This window comes from Pseudomonas sp. GM55 (assembly GCF_000282395.1).
GTDB classification, from domain to species: domain Bacteria; phylum Pseudomonadota; class Gammaproteobacteria; order Pseudomonadales; family Pseudomonadaceae; genus Aquipseudomonas; species Aquipseudomonas fluorescens_CC.
In genome coordinates this window covers 16,460-32,062 of sequence record NZ_AKJJ01000070.1, presented here as the reverse complement: position 1 = coordinate 32,062, position 15,603 = coordinate 16,460, and the positions used below count along the sequence as shown (strand labels likewise).

Sequence of the window (15,603 nt, the reverse complement as noted above, 5' to 3'; positions counted from 1 at the left end):
TAACGGCTACTTAGGGTTTCGCTCCTACAGGGCCCGACGCGATGGGGCAAGAAGATCAAAAGCCAAAGCGAGGCGGCCTGACAGCCGACCTGATTACAGGTCTGTCCGCGTTCCCATTGTAGGAGCGAGCCTGCTCGCGATGGACGTCAACGATAACGTGCCCTGTCTGGATGAGCGCATTGTCTGGACGTTCATCGCGAGCGAGCTCGCTCCTACAGGGAAACGTGTTCACTTGAAATCAGGTCGGCTGTCAGGCCGCCTCGCTTTGCTTTTGATCGTGGCGCCCCGTTAAACCACGATGGCCGAACGCAGGCATTGCTCCGTGGGTAAACCGGCAGGACGCCGGTTTAGCCGCGCTGGGCCAGGGATGGCCCATCGCGGCGACCGCTGTAGGAGCGAGCATGCTCGCGAAAAACCTGAGAGCACCACGGGGTGTCAGGCTCCCCGCGTCATCGTTGACGACCATCGCGAGCATGCTCGCTCCTACAAGTAAGGGCGACACCATAGGCGGCCGTTACCGCAGCAATGGATATGTACACGGTAAAACCCGTAGATCACTGGCCTAACGCCAATCAGCAACAATCCCATGCTCCAACGCAAACGGCTGAGCCGCAATGGTCCGGCGCTGAAACCCTGGCGCCTGTTCAGCAGTAGCCAACCACAACATCACCGCCGCCGGCACATGAGGCGGTGCACTGCCGGAACGCAAAGCGATCAATCCTTTGTCACCGATCGTGGCCTTGAGCGCTTCAGTAGTAACCACCCCTGGATTGAGGGTGTAAGCACGAACGCCGAGATCACCCAACTCCGTGGCCAGTACCCCGGACAACCGCGACACCGCCGCCTTGCCCGCGCCGTAGGCATAACCCCAGCCGCCCTTGCCCGCCGCTACTGGTGGGTCGCTTTCGCCGGCGCCGGAGGTGACATTGATCACCACCCCGCCACCGCGCGTCACCATGTGTTCGGCCACCGCCTGCGTCAACAGGAACGGAGTAAGGATGTACCCCTGGAACATCCGCTCCAGGGTCTGCGCCTGCAGGTCCATGAACCCGGCGTTGAGGTCGCTGCCCTGATAGATCGCGTTGTTGATCAGCACGTCGATGCGTCCGTACTCGGCCAGCACCGCCTGACAGGCGTTCAGGGCCGAAGCGCTGTCGAGCAGGTCCATTGGCACCACGAGCACCCGGCAACCGAGCTCGCGCAACGCCTGCGCAGTGCTATTGAGGCTGCCGGCCAGCGGCACCCCGGCGGCGTCGCGCAGGGCGTGCTCATGTTGTTCACCTTCGTTGAGGGTACGGGCGCTGATCGCCAGGTCGAAACCGGCGCGGGCGAACGCCAGCGCCGCCTCGCGGCCGATACCACGGCTGGCGCCGGTGATGAATGCCACTTTGTTCATACAGACTCCTTTTAGAAACGCGAGGCGCGGACCATGGCGTCCATGCCGCCATCGACGAACAGCACGCTGCCATGAATAAACGAAGCCTGCGGCGATTGCAGGAACGCGACCGCCGCGGCGATTTCCGCAGGTTGCCCGGCGCGACCCAGGGGTGCAACGAATTCTCGAGTCGACTTGCCGAAGCGCGCATCGTCCAGCGAGGCCTGGTGCAGTGGGGTTTCTACCGCACCCGGCGCCACCACGTTCAAGCGCATGCCCTGTTTGCCCCAGCTCACAGCCAGGCTGCGGACATGCTGACTGATGGCGTATTTGGAGGCGGCATAGGCAACGTGAGGCTGGCCGAGGCTGTTGGCCAATTCCAGCGCCCGGGCCTCATCGCCAGCGATCATCGCTTCAATCATCGGTTGGCCCTCGGGCCCTGAATGAGTCGCCGCCACCGAGCCGATCACCAGCGCTGCCGGTTGTTGGCCCCTGGCCAACGCCCCCTGCAGGCCATCGAGCAACTGGCTGACGCCGAAGTAGTTGACCGCAAGGACCAGACCGCAGCTTGGCGCCGTGACACCGACCCCGGCGCAGCAGATCAACCCGTCGAGGACCCCGCCGCTGAGTTCAAGCACTTGCCCGATGGCGGTGTCACGTCCTTGAGCAGTGGACAGGTCGGCGATCACTTCGGCGTTGCTGCGATCGATACCGATGACCTGGTGTCCGGCGGCGCGCATGGCGGCGGATACGGCGGCCCCGATTCCCGAGGCACTGCCGGTGATGGCTGTAATTGGCATGGTGGTTCTCCGTGATAGGTCCGCCCAGTATCGACAGGGCGATCACGGGACGGCATCGTCCGTGCGGACTAAAAATGCGCTGCGTCAATGGCCCCGCCGCCGGGCAGCGGATGGCCCGGCGGCGGGCCTGCAGGATCAGGCCTGACGATAGATCGGCACGGCCAGTTGCAGCGGCGGCACCTTGATTTTCTCGGCCACTTTCAACGCCAGTTGCGGCTTGCCCAGGGCCACCACGCTGTTGAGCATGATGCGCACCAGTTCAGTCTGGCGTCGCACGCCGGTCTTGGAGAAGATCGAGCGCAAGTGCGCCCGCGCGGTGTTGCGCCGGATATTCAGGACCTCGGCAGCTTCCTCCAGGGACAAGCCGTTGGCCAGTTCCATGGCCAGGGCGGTTTCGGCCTTGGTCAGGTTGAACAGCTGCTTGGTCACCACTTCGCTGGCCAGGGACTTGCTGGACGCATCGCGGATGTACACCAGCGCCGCCGGCTGGCCCTTCTCCTCGGCCCAATCCAGGGACGGAATCGATTCGACCACCACGCCGAGGTTGACCAGCCCCGAGGGCCGCGTCACCGACATGGCCTCGGCGCTTTTCGGCGCATCCGGGCAGAACGCGCCGCGAATAAGGCGCTGCAGCTCACGGTTGTCGCTGGGATACGTTGCCTCCAGGCGCCCGCCCACCAGTTTCAGGCCATCGGAACGGGCGAGGATTTCCTGGGCCACGGGATTGATCTGCAACACGCTGCCGCTCTCGTCGAGCACCAGGGTCGCCACCGATAACCGGCTGATGGCCTGGGAGTACAACTCGCTCAGCGATTCGCTGCGGTCCAGCAGGTTATGCAACTGCGAGGCACGCCGCAGGTGTGGCAGGAAACTGGCACACACCGCCCGGTCGTGGGCAGAGAAGTTGGGGGCCCGCTTGGGGCGGGTGACGCGAAAGCGCAGCTTGCCGCCGTCCGGGGTGGAAATGTCCGCGCACATCACGTGATACACATCATTGGGACCGCAGAACGCCTTGAAGTAGGCGCTGTGTTCCCATTCCGTGGAGCTCATGATGTCATCGACGGTGAACACACTGTCCAGCGGCTGGTTGGAGAAAGGCGAATTGGTTTGCGGGTAGGTCATGTAGCAGACATCACCGGCACCCTCGATGTCGCCGACGATGATCATCACGCCCGTATCGGGTTGGTCCGGTACCCGCAGAATCAGGGTGACAAAGTTGGCATCGTAGAGCTTGAGAAAGCTTCTGAGGGCGTGGGCCATCAGTTTCGGATCGAGGGCGCCTTCGTAGATTTCGCCCACCAGCTGGTTGTAGCACGTGAGGTCGAGGCCAAGGCTGGCCAGGGCTTCATGGGTCAAGACAGCATTTTGCATAGTCTTATCTCGCTCGGGTAAGGACTGCGCCCTTCCCTTGTTATTTTTATAATTTCGGCCGGGGGAACCCAGGGTTCCCCCCCCTCTCGACGGCTACTTGCCTGCCAGTTTCCCTATCGCCTGCGGACTCCGCAATTGGCCCGGCAGGATTATTTTTCGCTAGCGGTATCACGCGCAGCCGGGCTGTTTTTCAGGCGGAACTGCCCTTGTGCTGGTGCAGGTGTACGTACCCGACAGGTGACCAACGGTCGCCCGCGATTGAACCAGGCGGCCAATGCCGGCAGGAGGAAAATCGCCCCCAGTACGTTGACCAGAAACATGAACGACAGCAACACCCCCATGTCAGCCTGGAACTTCAGCGGTGCGAACGCCCAGGTGCAGACGCCAATCGACATGGTCACGGCAGTGAACACCGCGGCAGTACCGCGTTGGCACATGGCCTGGTAGAACGCCTCGCGCAAGCTGGATCCGCGCAGCATTTCGTGCTGGATACGCTCGTACAGGTAAATGCCGTAATCGACACCCACCCCCACCCCCAGCGCCATCACCGGCAAGGTGGCGACTTTGAGGCCGATACCGAGCAGGGTCATCAGTGCGTTACAGAGGATCGCGACAATCGCCAGCGGCACCAGAATGCACAGCACAGCGCGGATCGACAAGAAGGTCAGCCAGCAAAACAATGCCACCGATCCGAATAGTGCCCCGAGCATGATCACTTCGGCGCGCTTGACCGCCTCATTGGAGGCCGCCATCACCCCGACGTTGCCACCGGCCAGGAGAAACTCGACTTGCGGCGAGCTGACTTCGGCAATGATCCGCCTGGCTTGCGCGATCGCATGGCTGACGGTGCTGCCTTCATGGTCGGCCAGGAACACCAGGATCTGCATCTGCTGGCAGCCGTCGGTGACCAGTCCATCGTCCGGCATATAGGCCCGCGCGCCCTGACTCAGGCCACGGGGCGATCCCGGAATCGCCGCCCAGCGCGGATTGCCTTCGTTATTGCCGGCGATCACCCGCTTGCCCATGTCCGCCACGCTCTGGATCGACTGTACGCCGGAAACCGTGCGCATGCGGAAATCGAAGGCTTCCACCGCACGCATCACCGCAGGCGACAGGCAACCTTCTTCGACGCCCTTGACCTGGACGAACACCGACATCACATCGAGCCCGATGGAGTAGCTGCCGATGATCTTGCCGTTGTCCTGGTTGTAGCGCGAATCGGCCCGCAGCTCCGGCGCGCCCGCGCCGATATCGCCCACCGCCAGGTCGCGCGCCTTGTAGGCGCCGGCCAACAGCAACAGCAGACTGATGGCGAACGCCCCGAGGGCCGGCCCCGGTTCGGCCAGTGCCGACAGGCGCCACCACAGGCGGTGCCTGCCCGCCGGCCGCGATTGCGCCCGACGCAATAGCGCAGGTTCCAGCCGCAGGTAGGAAATGATTACCGGCAACATCAGTTTGTTGGTGATGATCATCAACATCACGCCGATGCAGGCCGTCACTCCCAGTTCGTGGACGATGGGAATATCGATCAGCATGATCACCGCGAACCCCAGGGCGTTCATCAGCAAGGCCAGGGAACCGGGGATGAATATCTTGCAGAACGCCGAGCGCGCCGCTTCCTTCGACGTATTACCGGCCAGCACGTCTTGCTTCCAGGCGTTGGTCATCTGCACCGCATGGGACACGCCGATGGAGAAAATCAGGAACGGCACCAGGATCGACATCGGATCGATACCCAGGCCCAGCAGCGGCAACAGCCCCAGCAACCAGACCACCGGCAGCAACGCGACCACAAGCGCCACCACTGTCAGGCGCAGGGACCGGGAATACAGCCACAGCAGCAACCCGGTGATGACGAAGGCCACCACAAAAAAGCCGATCACTGTGTTCAACCCTTCAACAACATCGCCCACCAACTTGGCGAAGCCGACAATGTTGATTTCGATATTGGGGCTGTTGTACTTGCCGCGGATCTCTTCCAGACGCTTGGCGATCTCGACATAGGACACCGGCTGGCCGGTCTTGGGGTCGGTATCCTGCAGGTCGGCGCGAACCATGGCCGACTTCAGGTCGTTGGCCACCAGGCGGCCGACCTGTCCGGAGGCCGCGGTGTTACTGCGCACCTGTGCCAGATCCTCCGGGGTGCCGCTAAAGCGCGGTGGCACCACCACGTCGCCAAAGAAACCTTCCTCGGTAATTTCGATGTAGCGCACGTTGGCGGTAAACAGCGACGTCACACTGGGGCGACTGACCCCTGAGATGAAAAACACGTCGTCGGTAACTTTGCGCAGCGTATCGAGGTACTCGGCGTTATAGATGTCGCCCTCGCCCTTCCAGTGCACGCTGACCAGGAAGCGGTTGGCGCCGGTGAAGTAGCGGCTGAACTTGAGAAAATTGATCATGTATTCATGACGCACCGGGATCTGTTTGTTAAAACCCGGATCCAGTTGCGTGTGGGTGGCGCTGTAGCCCAGGCCCAGCGTCACCAGGACAAACAGCAACAGCAGTCCCTTGCGCCAGGCCATCAGGTGGTCCGCACACGTTTCGACGCAGCGCGTCACCCAGTGTTTACCTTGATTCATTGCCTGCCTCTCATTTACTGGGTGGCCTGTGTGGCCACTAGGGCAGCGACGCTGCCACCTGAACCCTGCAATACCCCGCGCTCGCCACCCACCAGCAGGCGCGAGCCAACCATCGTCGCCGAGGTCAACGTACCGAGCCCGGCCAGGCGCGCGACACCGACCAGCGCACCCTGTGCATCCAGGCGCACCACCGAGCTGGCGGCGCCGACGATCACCAGCCCCGAGTGATCGGGCAGCAACACATGGCCGTATAAAGGCAGCTGGTTACCGACGTTGATCTGGGTCCAGCTGTCGCCGAAGTCATGGCTGACGAACACATGCCCGCGCATGCCGTAGGTCACCCAGTTGTCCGCGCTCAGGCGCACGATGCCGAACAGCGAGCCGCTGTAGAACGCCGGCAAGGCCTGCCAGTGCTGGCCGCCATCGGCCGTGCGCAGCACCAGCCCCTGCTCGCCCACCAGCATGCGCCGGCCATCGTCGCCACCGGCCATGCTGTTGAGGTGCGCGCTGTCGATGTCCAGGGACTGCGGCGTCCAGGTCAGCCCGGCATCCAGGGATTGATAGAACTTGCCGAAGCTGCCAAACGCCATGACGCTGTCGCCACCGCCGGTCCAGATGCCCAGCAGCGGTTCGCCCAGATCGCTGTCGTGGCGCATTTCCTGCCAACTGCTGCCGGAGTCCAGGGAACGCAGGATCCAGCCATCATGCCCGACGGCCAGCAAGCGCTTGTCGTCCAGCGCCACCACGGCAGTCAGGGTGGCATTGCGTTGCGTCACGACATTGGCGGGCTGCCAGCTGACGCCCTGGTCATCGCTGAGCAGGATGCTGCCACGCTCGCCCACGGCGACCACCCGCGCACCAAGATTGAGCAGGCCGTTGATCTGCACCCGGTCCGGGCGCGTGGCCAACAGTTCTTGTTGCGGTAGGGATTTGGGGGAAAAGGTGTAGCCAATGGTCAAGGCGACCACCAGGCAAACCGCGTAACCGATCACCGAACGCATGAGCAACGCTCCTGTTCGGGGTAGGCGTGGATAGGGCAAGTCATAGGGCCGATCCTCTTGTTTTTGTCACGCACCAGGCATGCGAGGCAATCGAGATGGGCGTTGCCTCTGGGGCAATAGTCGGCGCAAGGGATGGGTGACACATCGTCCAAATGGCTTATGCAATGGCGCAAATGGCTTAGCGGTCGGGACCTGGGTTTGCGGATGTGCCCGATCCCCTGTAGGAGCGAGCTCGCTCGCGAAAAACGTCGGGACACCGCGGGCATTCAGGCAGCCCGCGTTATCGTTGACGTCCATCGCGAGCGAGCTCGCTCCTACAGGGATCGCGTCAGGCGAGGTACAAAATCACCAGGTCGTTGATCACCGACGGCCGGTCCTGGCCCACCACGTGGGTGGTGAGTTCCAGGGTCAACTGGGTGCCACGGGCCAGGATTTCGACCTTTTTCACCCGCGCCCGCGAATGGATGCGCGAGCCGGCCGGTACCGGCGCCGGGAAACGCAGGCGGTCGGAGCCGTAGTTGATCTGGGTAGTGAAACCACTGATCTCGAAGCCCAGTGCCAGTTTCATCCGTGACTGCAGCACCTGCACCAGCGCGCCGTGGGCGATGGTGCCGCCGAACGGGCTTTGCAGGCGTGCGCGCTCTGGATCGGTATGGATCCAGTAATCGTCGCCCGACAACCGGGCAAAGGCATCGATCAGCGCCTGGTCGACCACCACCACGTTGCTCCAGTCGCTGAACTGCTCGCTGACCAGGGCCTGCAAGGCCGGTCCATCGTTGAGGTCGATCTGCCGGACAGGCGGTTGCTCCGACGCCTCGGGCGCCAGTTCGCTGTCCTGCGCGGGCAGCGACTCAAGGCTCGCCGCATCTTTGTCCAGCCCGGTGAAACGCAGCAGGCGGTTGCCCTTGGCATCGACTTCGGCGAACACCGGCTGCAAGGACATGCCGATCTCGATTTCGTTTTCCTCAAGGCCTACCAGGTTGGTATTGATGCGCACCCCTTGGGCCAGCTCGACCACCGCCAGTTTCTGCGGCATTTCATCAATGAAGTCGGGCAAGGTGGCAATGCGCGTCACGGTGTAGCTGTACAGCGTCGCGGCGCCGTCGACTTCGCGCCAGGCCATGTCATGTTCCAGGCACACCGGGCAATGCCGGCGCGGGTAGAAGTTCCAGTGCGCACAGGCGTTGCATTGCTGGATCAACAGGCGGCGAGCCTTCAGGCCCTCCCAGAAGGGTGCGGAGATTTGCGTCGCGACCGGCATCGGTTTGTTGTTGGACATGTGCTTATGCTCCCTGAAGTATCAATGCGCCCTGCTCACTCATCACGCCACCGGTGCCGGAGACGTAGACGCTGTCGCAGCGTCCCAGCTGGCGCTCACCGGCGGTGCCGGCGATCTGCGTCACCGCCTCGATCACCTGGCTCATGCCACCGGCCGAGGCCGACTGGCCGAAACTCAGTTGCCCACCATGGGTGTTCATCGGGAAGTCGCCACGCCAGGTCAGGTCGTGTTCGCGCACGAACGCCATGCCCTCGCCCTTGGCGCAGAAGCCGGCGTCTTCCAGGGTGAGCAAGGTGGTGATGGTGTAGCAGTCGTAGATCTGCGCGGCATCGACGTCTTTTGGCTTCAACCCGGCCATGGCAAAGGCTCGCTGGGAGGCCGGACCAATCGGCGTGTGCAGCATGTCCTCGGCATAGGACGGCGACTTGAATGCCAGGTGTTCGCCAAACCCGGTAATGAACGCCGGACGTTTGCGGGCCCGCGCCGCCACTTCCTTGTTGGTGATGATCATCGCGGCGCCACCGGCCACCGGCATGACGATTTCCAGGACGTGCAACGGGTCGGCGACCATTTTGCTCGCCAGCACCTGTTCGATGGTCAGCGGCTGGCCATAGAACATCGCTTGCGGGTTAGCCAGGGCATTGGTGCGCTGGTCGACGGCAATCTTGGCCATCGCCCGCTGGTCGTAGTCGTATTGTGCGGCATAACGTTGGGCGATCATCGCGTAGCCGGTATTCTGGCCCATGTGCCCGTAAGGCAGGTCGAACTCGGCCTCGGGCGCGCCAAAGGCCGTGCTGTGCCCACCGAAACGCATGGACCGAGCCATCCAGCCGGGATCCTCGTCGGGACCCAACGGCGCCATGCGCGCAGGGATCACGCACAGGACCGCCTGGCACAGCCCCAGTTCGATCGCGGCGGCAGCGCGCCAGACCATGCCCACCGACGTGCAGCCACCCAGGTCCACCACTTCGGCGAAGTTCAGGCGCAGGCCCAGGTATTCGGCGGCCATCGCCGGTACGAACACCGACGCTTCATGAAAATGCGGGCCGTTGATCACCAGCCCGTCGAGGTCCGAGGCCTTGAGCCCGGCATCGCGCAGGGCCTGGGCCGCCAGGTCGGCGACTTGCTCAAGGTGAAACATCTTGGGCGCGGTCGAATACTTCTCCGGTTTGTACTGTGCGGTGCCAACAATGGCCGCATGCCCTTTGAGTCCCATAGTGCCTCCATGCCGAAGCGTTACGCTGCGGCCATTTCCAGGTTGTGGTTCAGGTCCGGGCGCAGCTAAGCGACCCGGATCTTCAGTGGTCGATCAGAAGGTGTATTTCATCGAGAACGTGGCGTAGTCGCGGTCGGCGAACGGACGCTTGATCGGGTCGGGTTCACCCAGGTAGGCGATGTATTTCAAACCGAGTTCCAGGTTGCCCAAGTACTTGAAGGTCGTGCCCGCGCTCAGGCGTCGGTCACCGGCGACGCCGGAGATGCTTCCGGCCATGGGCGTGGAGCCGCTGAAGACGTTGGAGAAACTGAAGGGGACTTCCAGATCCCAGCCTTGGAAAACTCCCGGATAACTGAACGATGCGCCCACGGTGTAGGCGCTGGCAGACTTGGTGCGAAAGCCGGCGGCTGTGCTGTAGATATAGTCATCGGAAGACGCCACCAGAGGTTTCAGGGAGGGCAACAGGTTTACGCCTTGCAGGTTGGGCGCCGCCGAAGTGGATTCAACGCTGTCGACCTGCACATGGATGATTTCGCCAGTCAGGCTGGTCTGGCTGGCCCAAGGACGGTCCCCCAGGATACGGATCGCCGACAACTGCATTTGCTGGCCCTTGCCCCTGGCCGGCACCGCGCCAAGGCCGGTATTGACCATCACCGGCGCACCGTCGCGGTACGACCATTCGGCGCCGACCTGGGTGTCGCCGATCTTGGTCGAGGCGCTGATGCCGGTCAGCTTGATGTCTTCGAAGTACTTGATCCGGTAACCATTGCTGACGAAGGCGTTGAGGCCACCGCCCACCGGGAGCGGGTCGTAGCTGACCAGGGCGGTGGCCGGGTTCTTGTCGTGATAGTTGACGTGGAACAGCGACAGCTCAATGGCCGGTACCGGGCGGTAGCGCACCTGTACGCCCCACTGGCCGCCATCGCGCGGTTCGTCGGTGCCGCGGAAAGTGATCTTCTGGCCGTTGGCGTAGATGAACTCGCGACCGGGCCCAACCACGTCACTGCTCGACAGGTAGCTACCCACCGGCGGCAGTTCGGTGCCCTTCCATTCGTATTGCACGTATGCACCGAAAGTCAGCTGGGGGTTCAGGCGAAACGAGCCGGAGAACTGGCCCACCGGCAAGAGTATTTCCTTGACTTCAACACCCGGCTGGGATGCTTTTACTGCATCGGAGGGGTTTTGTACGCCGTTCACACCCGGGTAGAACAAACTTTCGCCCCAGGATTCGATGTGCCGCCCGGCCTTGACGTCCAGCATGGTGTCGTTGTCAAAGCGCCAGCCGCTGAACACATAGGCATCCAGCAGTTTGCTGCGCCCGCCGCTGTAGTAGCGAGTGTCACTGGTGAACTCGTCGTTGCTGCCGCTTTTGTTCACGGTGGCGGGCGAATCGTTATCGTTCTTGCGGTGGTAGACGTCATCGTAGAAGGTACTGCCGCGTACCACGGCGCCGTAGTTGTCCTTGCGCAGGATCATTTCGGCCAGCGCGCCCACACGGTTGGTGGTGAGGCTGCCACTATCGAAGTTGCGGTTGGCATCGTCGGCGTTGATTGTCAGCAAGCGATCGCTTTGACTGCCAGTGCGCACACCAATGCCGTAGCTGGTGGTCACCGACCAGTCCATGGTCGCGCCGTTGTCGAACTCGAACGTATCACCGGCCCACACCGGTGTGGACACCAGCGCAATGGCTGCCGCCAGGCTGCTGACCTGTAATGCGCTCGAACCGATGACCGTAGAGTTTTTGTTGTTTTTGTTGATCACACTGATTCTCCTCAATGACAACCGGCTGGCTGCCTGGAATGTTCAACACTGCTGCCGTGCCGCCCGCTCAAAACACCTTGAGCGGGGTAACAGCGCACGCTCCCCTTACAGCACGCCGGTAGCGATATCGCCCCCGGTCCTCTTCCCGCTCCAGCGACCCTTCGGCCACCAGGTAGTTGGCATGAGCCAACGTTTCGCCTAGCGCCATCAGTTCGTCGAAACGACCTGACAGTTTGGGAAACAGCACGACCATCAGTTCGAGCACGGTGCGCGGCTCGTCACAGTTGGCCAGCATCAACGCCAGATGCCCGCGGTGATGGGCCTGGAGCTGGTCCAGGCGCTGATGCAAATTGAAGAACGGCCGCTCGTGCGCCGGCAGCACCAGCACGCTGTCGGGCAAGTTGCGCAAGTGCTCGATGGAGTCGAGCCAGTCGCCCAGCGGATTGGCCAACGGCTCCGTGGCATGCACGCCGACGGTGGAGGTGATGCGCGGCAACACCTGGTCGCCGGAGATCAGCAAGCCGTCATCGGCGGCATACAGACAGGCATGTTCCGGCGAGTGGCCGCGGCCGATGACCACCTGCCAGGTGCGGCCACCGATATTCAGCAGGCTGCCTTCGCGTAAACGGCGGTAATGGTTCAGCGGCGCCGGCAGAAAATGGGCGTTGCTCATCACCGCGAACATCTCGGCACTCTGCTCGTCAGCCACGCCGGCCTTGCGGTAGAAGTCGAGTAAGTCCCAGCCCGGCGGTTGAGCGGCGGGAAACCTGACGTGCAGCGACTGGAACTCGCTGGCGGTCATGTACACCGGGCAATGGAAACGCTCCGAAAGCCACGCGGCCACTCCGGCATGGTCGGAGTGAAAGTGGGTACAGACCACCGCCAGCAGCGGCAGCCCGTCACACACTTCACTCAGCACCCGGTCCCAGACCTCGCGGGTCTGTTCGGTGTTCATGCCGGTGTCCACCACTACCCAGCCGTCGGTATGACGCAGCAGATAGAGATTGATGTGGTCCAGGCGAAACGGCAGCGGCATGCGCAGCCACCACACGCCTGGCGCCACTTCACGCACCTGCCCGGAATCGGGCGCCTGCGGCCAGGGATAGCGCAGGCCGCCGCGCAGTTCGTGACCATTGGCGTCGAGATCAGCCATGGTCGGCCACCGCGAATGGCGCCAGGCCGGCCCGGGTCAGTGCCTCTGGCGAATAAGGCACATAGGTGCGGGCTTGTTCGTCGCGGATGAACAGCGGATCGTTGCAACGGGTCGGGCAGTAGCCCTGGCGCTGTAGATCGACCTTGCGCAGCTTGAAGCTGGCCGTCAGGTCTGCCGACTGGGTAACCCGCACGAATACCGGGGCCGCATAGCGCGGCAGGCGCGCTTCGGTCAGGGCATACAGGGCCGCAGGATCAAACGCCTGGTCGGCCTGCATCAACACCGCGGCCATGCCGGCGCGGCCTTCATGGCCCGGCACCTGGACGCCGTAGATATTGATCAGTTCCAGGCCCGCCAGATCACCCAGGGCGTCCGCCACTTCCAGGGTCGAAACGTTCTCGCTCTTCCAGCGATAGGTATCGCCGATGCGATCGACGAAGTAGCAGTAACCGTCGGCGTCCTCGCGCAGCAAGTCGCCGGAACTCCAGTAAGCATCGCCCTCGCGAAACACATTGCGGCGGATTTTGCTCTCGGTCGCTTCGCTTGAGGTGTAACCCTCGAAACGCCCGCCACCGATTTCAGGGTGATCGACGATAAAGCCCATGGCCTCGCCAACCTCGCCCACTTTGCAGATTTGATAGAAACCGTTTTCGTCCCGCGGATGGCAGTCGTTTTCGATGTCGTAACGCACCAGCCGCAGGTTGGTTTTGTTCCAGTCCGGCACGCGTCCGCAGGAACCGAAATAGTTGTCGACGTTGATCACTGCCGCATTGGCTTCGGTGGCGCCCCAGCCCTCGAACACCTGGATCGGGCCGAAGCGCTCCAGCCAGCGCTGCCAGGAGTCCGGCGACAGCCCGGCACCGAGCATGCAGCGCAGGCTGTGCTCGCGCTCGCCCGCTCGCACCGGCTGATTGAGCAGATAGCGGCAGATCTCACCGATGTACTGGAAGATGCTGATCTGATGCCGTGCCACATCGTTCCAGAACTCGCGCACGCTGAATTTGCGGCGCACCACGATGGCCGCACCGGCGCGCAGCGCGGTAGAAGTCACCGACGTGGCCGCGGCGCCGTGGTACAGCGGCAGGCAGCAATAGAACACATCCTCGCAAGTGGCTTGCAGGGTGGTTTCCATCACATCGCCCGACGACATCCAGCGCATGTGGCTGTAGCGCGCCGCCTTGGGCAAGCCCGTGGTGCCCGAGGTGAAGATCAGCAGGGTTGGCGTCTGCGCCTCGATGTGCGCGCGGATATCACGGGGAAACGGCGTGCGCGGGGCTTTTTCCAGGCGCGCAGCGAAATGCCCGTCGATGCCTTTGGGCAACGATCCTGTCCAGGGATTTTCCGGGTCGCGCAGCAGCCAGCACGGCAGATCTGGAAAGCCTTCGGTGGCCTGCACATTGGCCAGGCACTCTTCGCCGATCACCAACGCCTTGGCCTCGGTGACTTGCAACGCATGCAGCAGCGGGCGGCCGCTGACCTGAGTGTTGATGAACGCCACCACCACCCCGAGCTTGACCAGGCCGAACCAGGTGCAGAAAAACGCCGGGCGGTTCTCCATGGCCAGGGCGCAGACATCGCCGGCGCGCAGACCATTGGCATAAAACGTGTGGGCCATCTGGTTGGCTCGCGCATCGACCTCGAAGTAGCTCAGGGTCTGCTCGCCATAGATCAGGAACGTGCACTCACCCTGCTTGCTCGCCTGTTGCTCCAGCCTGTCGGCCAGGGTGTAGAGGTCGCCCGGCTTGATCAGTCCGGCGGCGGCTGAGCGCTGGTCAAGCAGCGCCTGGGTCTGCTCCCTAGGCACTGGGTGGGTCGGCAGGACGTGGCTCAAGTCGTTGAGGTTCATTGCGCCACCTCCTGGGCAATCGCTTGATGGGCGCGGTAATCCGAGTAACCCGACGGGCCCGGCGTATACAGGGTCTTGCGGTCAAAGCCACTCAGCGGCAGGCCACGCTGCAAGCGCGCCACCAGATCAGGGTTGGCAATAAAGTGACGGCCGAACGACACAGCAGCCCCCTCGCCCGACGCGAGTGCGGCACTGGCCGAAAGACCGTCGAAACCATCATTGAGAATCAACGCGTGGGGGCTGTGCCGACGCGCCAGGGCGAAGGCATCGAGGTCTTTCAGTGGTGAGCGCATGATGTGCAGGTAAGCCAGGCCCAACGGCGCCACGGCTTCACACAAGGCCGCCGCCGTGGCCGCCGGATCGCGGTCGTCGATGTCGTTGTAGGGGTTGCCGGGGCACAGGCGAAAGCCAACGCGTCCAGCGCCAATCGCACTGGCCATGGCCTCGATCACTTCCTTGGCAAAACGCACCCGCCCGGTCACATCGCCGCCGTAGGCATCGCTGCGCTGGTTGCTGCCGGAGGCCATGAATTGCATCGGCAGATAACCGCTGGTGCAGTGCAGTTCGACACCGTCGAAGCCGGCCTGACGCGCATTCAATGCAGCCTGGCGATAGTCTTCGATAACCTCGCCAATGCCTTGCAAGGTCAGCACCTGTGGCTCATCAGTGTCCACCAGGCCGGCAGCGTCGCTGAACACCTGTGTGCGTGCGCGCAATGCCGAAGGTGCCACGGTAACCGCCCCCGCCGGTTTGTTGTGCCGGCTGGCAGCGCGGCCGACATGCATCAGCTGCAGGACAATGCGCCCGCCCTCGGCATGCACCGCCTCGGTGACTCGCTGCCAGCCGACAATCTGTTCGTCGCTGTAGATGGCCGGGGTGCGACAATAGCCCAGGCCGCTGGCCGAGGGTGCGGTGCCTTCGGCCACGATCAACCCGGCACTGGCACGCTGGCGGTAGTATTCGACCATATCGCCGCCGGGGACCGCATCGGCAAGGGCGCGGCTGCGAGTCATGGGAGCCATGACGATGCGGTTGGCCAGTTGCAGATCGCCCAGGGCGACCGGTTCGAACAAGACGCTCATTTCAATTCCTCAGCTTCTTATTGTTTTTTGCTGTCGCAGGGCTTGCCATCACTTGGGCAAGCGCTGACATGGCAGCGGATACGGGCTGAATGATTGACGTTGAGCGCAAGCGAAACATCGTCCGACAAGACTAGGTC

Annotated in this window: 11 protein-coding genes; all 11 read right to left on the bottom strand. The window is 63.0% G+C overall.

Features of this window, described 5'->3' with window-relative positions:
* Positions 1-562 precede the first annotated feature (562 nt).
* Positions 563-1,396 carry an SDR family NAD(P)-dependent oxidoreductase gene (locus PMI31_RS18905; protein WP_008019864.1) on the bottom strand — a complete coding sequence of 278 codons (834 nt, stop codon included), beginning with the start codon at positions 1,394-1,396 and terminating at the stop codon, positions 563-565.
* 11 nt (positions 1,397-1,407) lie between these two features.
* Positions 1,408-2,175, bottom strand: a complete 768-nt coding sequence (locus tag PMI31_RS18900) for an SDR family oxidoreductase (RefSeq protein WP_008019863.1) — start codon at positions 2,173-2,175, stop codon at positions 1,408-1,410.
* Between the two features lie 135 nt (positions 2,176-2,310).
* Positions 2,311-3,546 (bottom strand): helix-turn-helix transcriptional regulator, encoded by a 1,236-nt coding sequence (locus PMI31_RS18895; RefSeq protein ID WP_008019862.1) that lies wholly within the window; start codon positions 3,544-3,546, stop codon positions 2,311-2,313.
* 149 nt (positions 3,547-3,695) lie between these two features.
* The gene (locus PMI31_RS18890) at positions 3,696-6,128 is read right to left on the bottom strand and encodes an efflux RND transporter permease subunit (protein WP_008019861.1); all 2,433 of its coding nucleotides are present in this window, start codon (positions 6,126-6,128) and stop codon (positions 3,696-3,698) included.
* A gap of 14 nt (positions 6,129-6,142) precedes the next feature.
* On the bottom strand, positions 6,143-7,129 hold the full coding sequence (locus PMI31_RS18885; RefSeq protein WP_008019860.1) for a WD40/YVTN/BNR-like repeat-containing protein: 987 nt from the start codon (positions 7,127-7,129) through the stop codon (positions 6,143-6,145).
* A gap of 328 nt (positions 7,130-7,457) precedes the next feature.
* Complete coding sequence (locus tag PMI31_RS18880; protein ID WP_008019859.1) at positions 7,458-8,408, bottom strand: bifunctional OB-fold nucleic acid binding domain-containing protein/MaoC family dehydratase; 951 nt, start codon at positions 8,406-8,408, stop codon at positions 7,458-7,460.
* A gap of 4 nt (positions 8,409-8,412) precedes the next feature.
* Entirely contained in the window at positions 8,413-9,624 is a 1,212-nt protein-coding gene (locus PMI31_RS18875) for a thiolase family protein (RefSeq protein WP_008019858.1), read from the bottom strand.
* A 93-nt stretch (positions 9,625-9,717) separates the two neighbouring features.
* Positions 9,718-11,385, bottom strand: a complete 1,668-nt coding sequence (locus PMI31_RS18870) for a DUF1302 domain-containing protein (RefSeq protein ID WP_008019857.1) — start codon at positions 11,383-11,385, stop codon at positions 9,718-9,720.
* A gap of 67 nt (positions 11,386-11,452) precedes the next feature.
* Positions 11,453-12,538, bottom strand: a complete 1,086-nt coding sequence (locus tag PMI31_RS18865) for an MBL fold metallo-hydrolase (protein WP_008019856.1) — start codon at positions 12,536-12,538, stop codon at positions 11,453-11,455.
* On the bottom strand, positions 12,531-14,384 hold the full coding sequence (locus PMI31_RS18860) for a long-chain-acyl-CoA synthetase (protein ID WP_008019855.1): 1,854 nt from the start codon (positions 14,382-14,384) through the stop codon (positions 12,531-12,533). Before PMI31_RS18860 ends, PMI31_RS18865 begins: the two co-directional genes overlap by 8 nt.
* The gene (locus tag PMI31_RS18855; RefSeq protein ID WP_008019854.1) at positions 14,381-15,466 is read right to left on the bottom strand and encodes an alkene reductase; all 1,086 of its coding nucleotides are present in this window, start codon (positions 15,464-15,466) and stop codon (positions 14,381-14,383) included. The genes PMI31_RS18860 and PMI31_RS18855 overlap by 4 nt, the downstream gene beginning before the upstream one ends.
* Between the last annotated feature and the right edge of the window lie 137 nt (positions 15,467-15,603).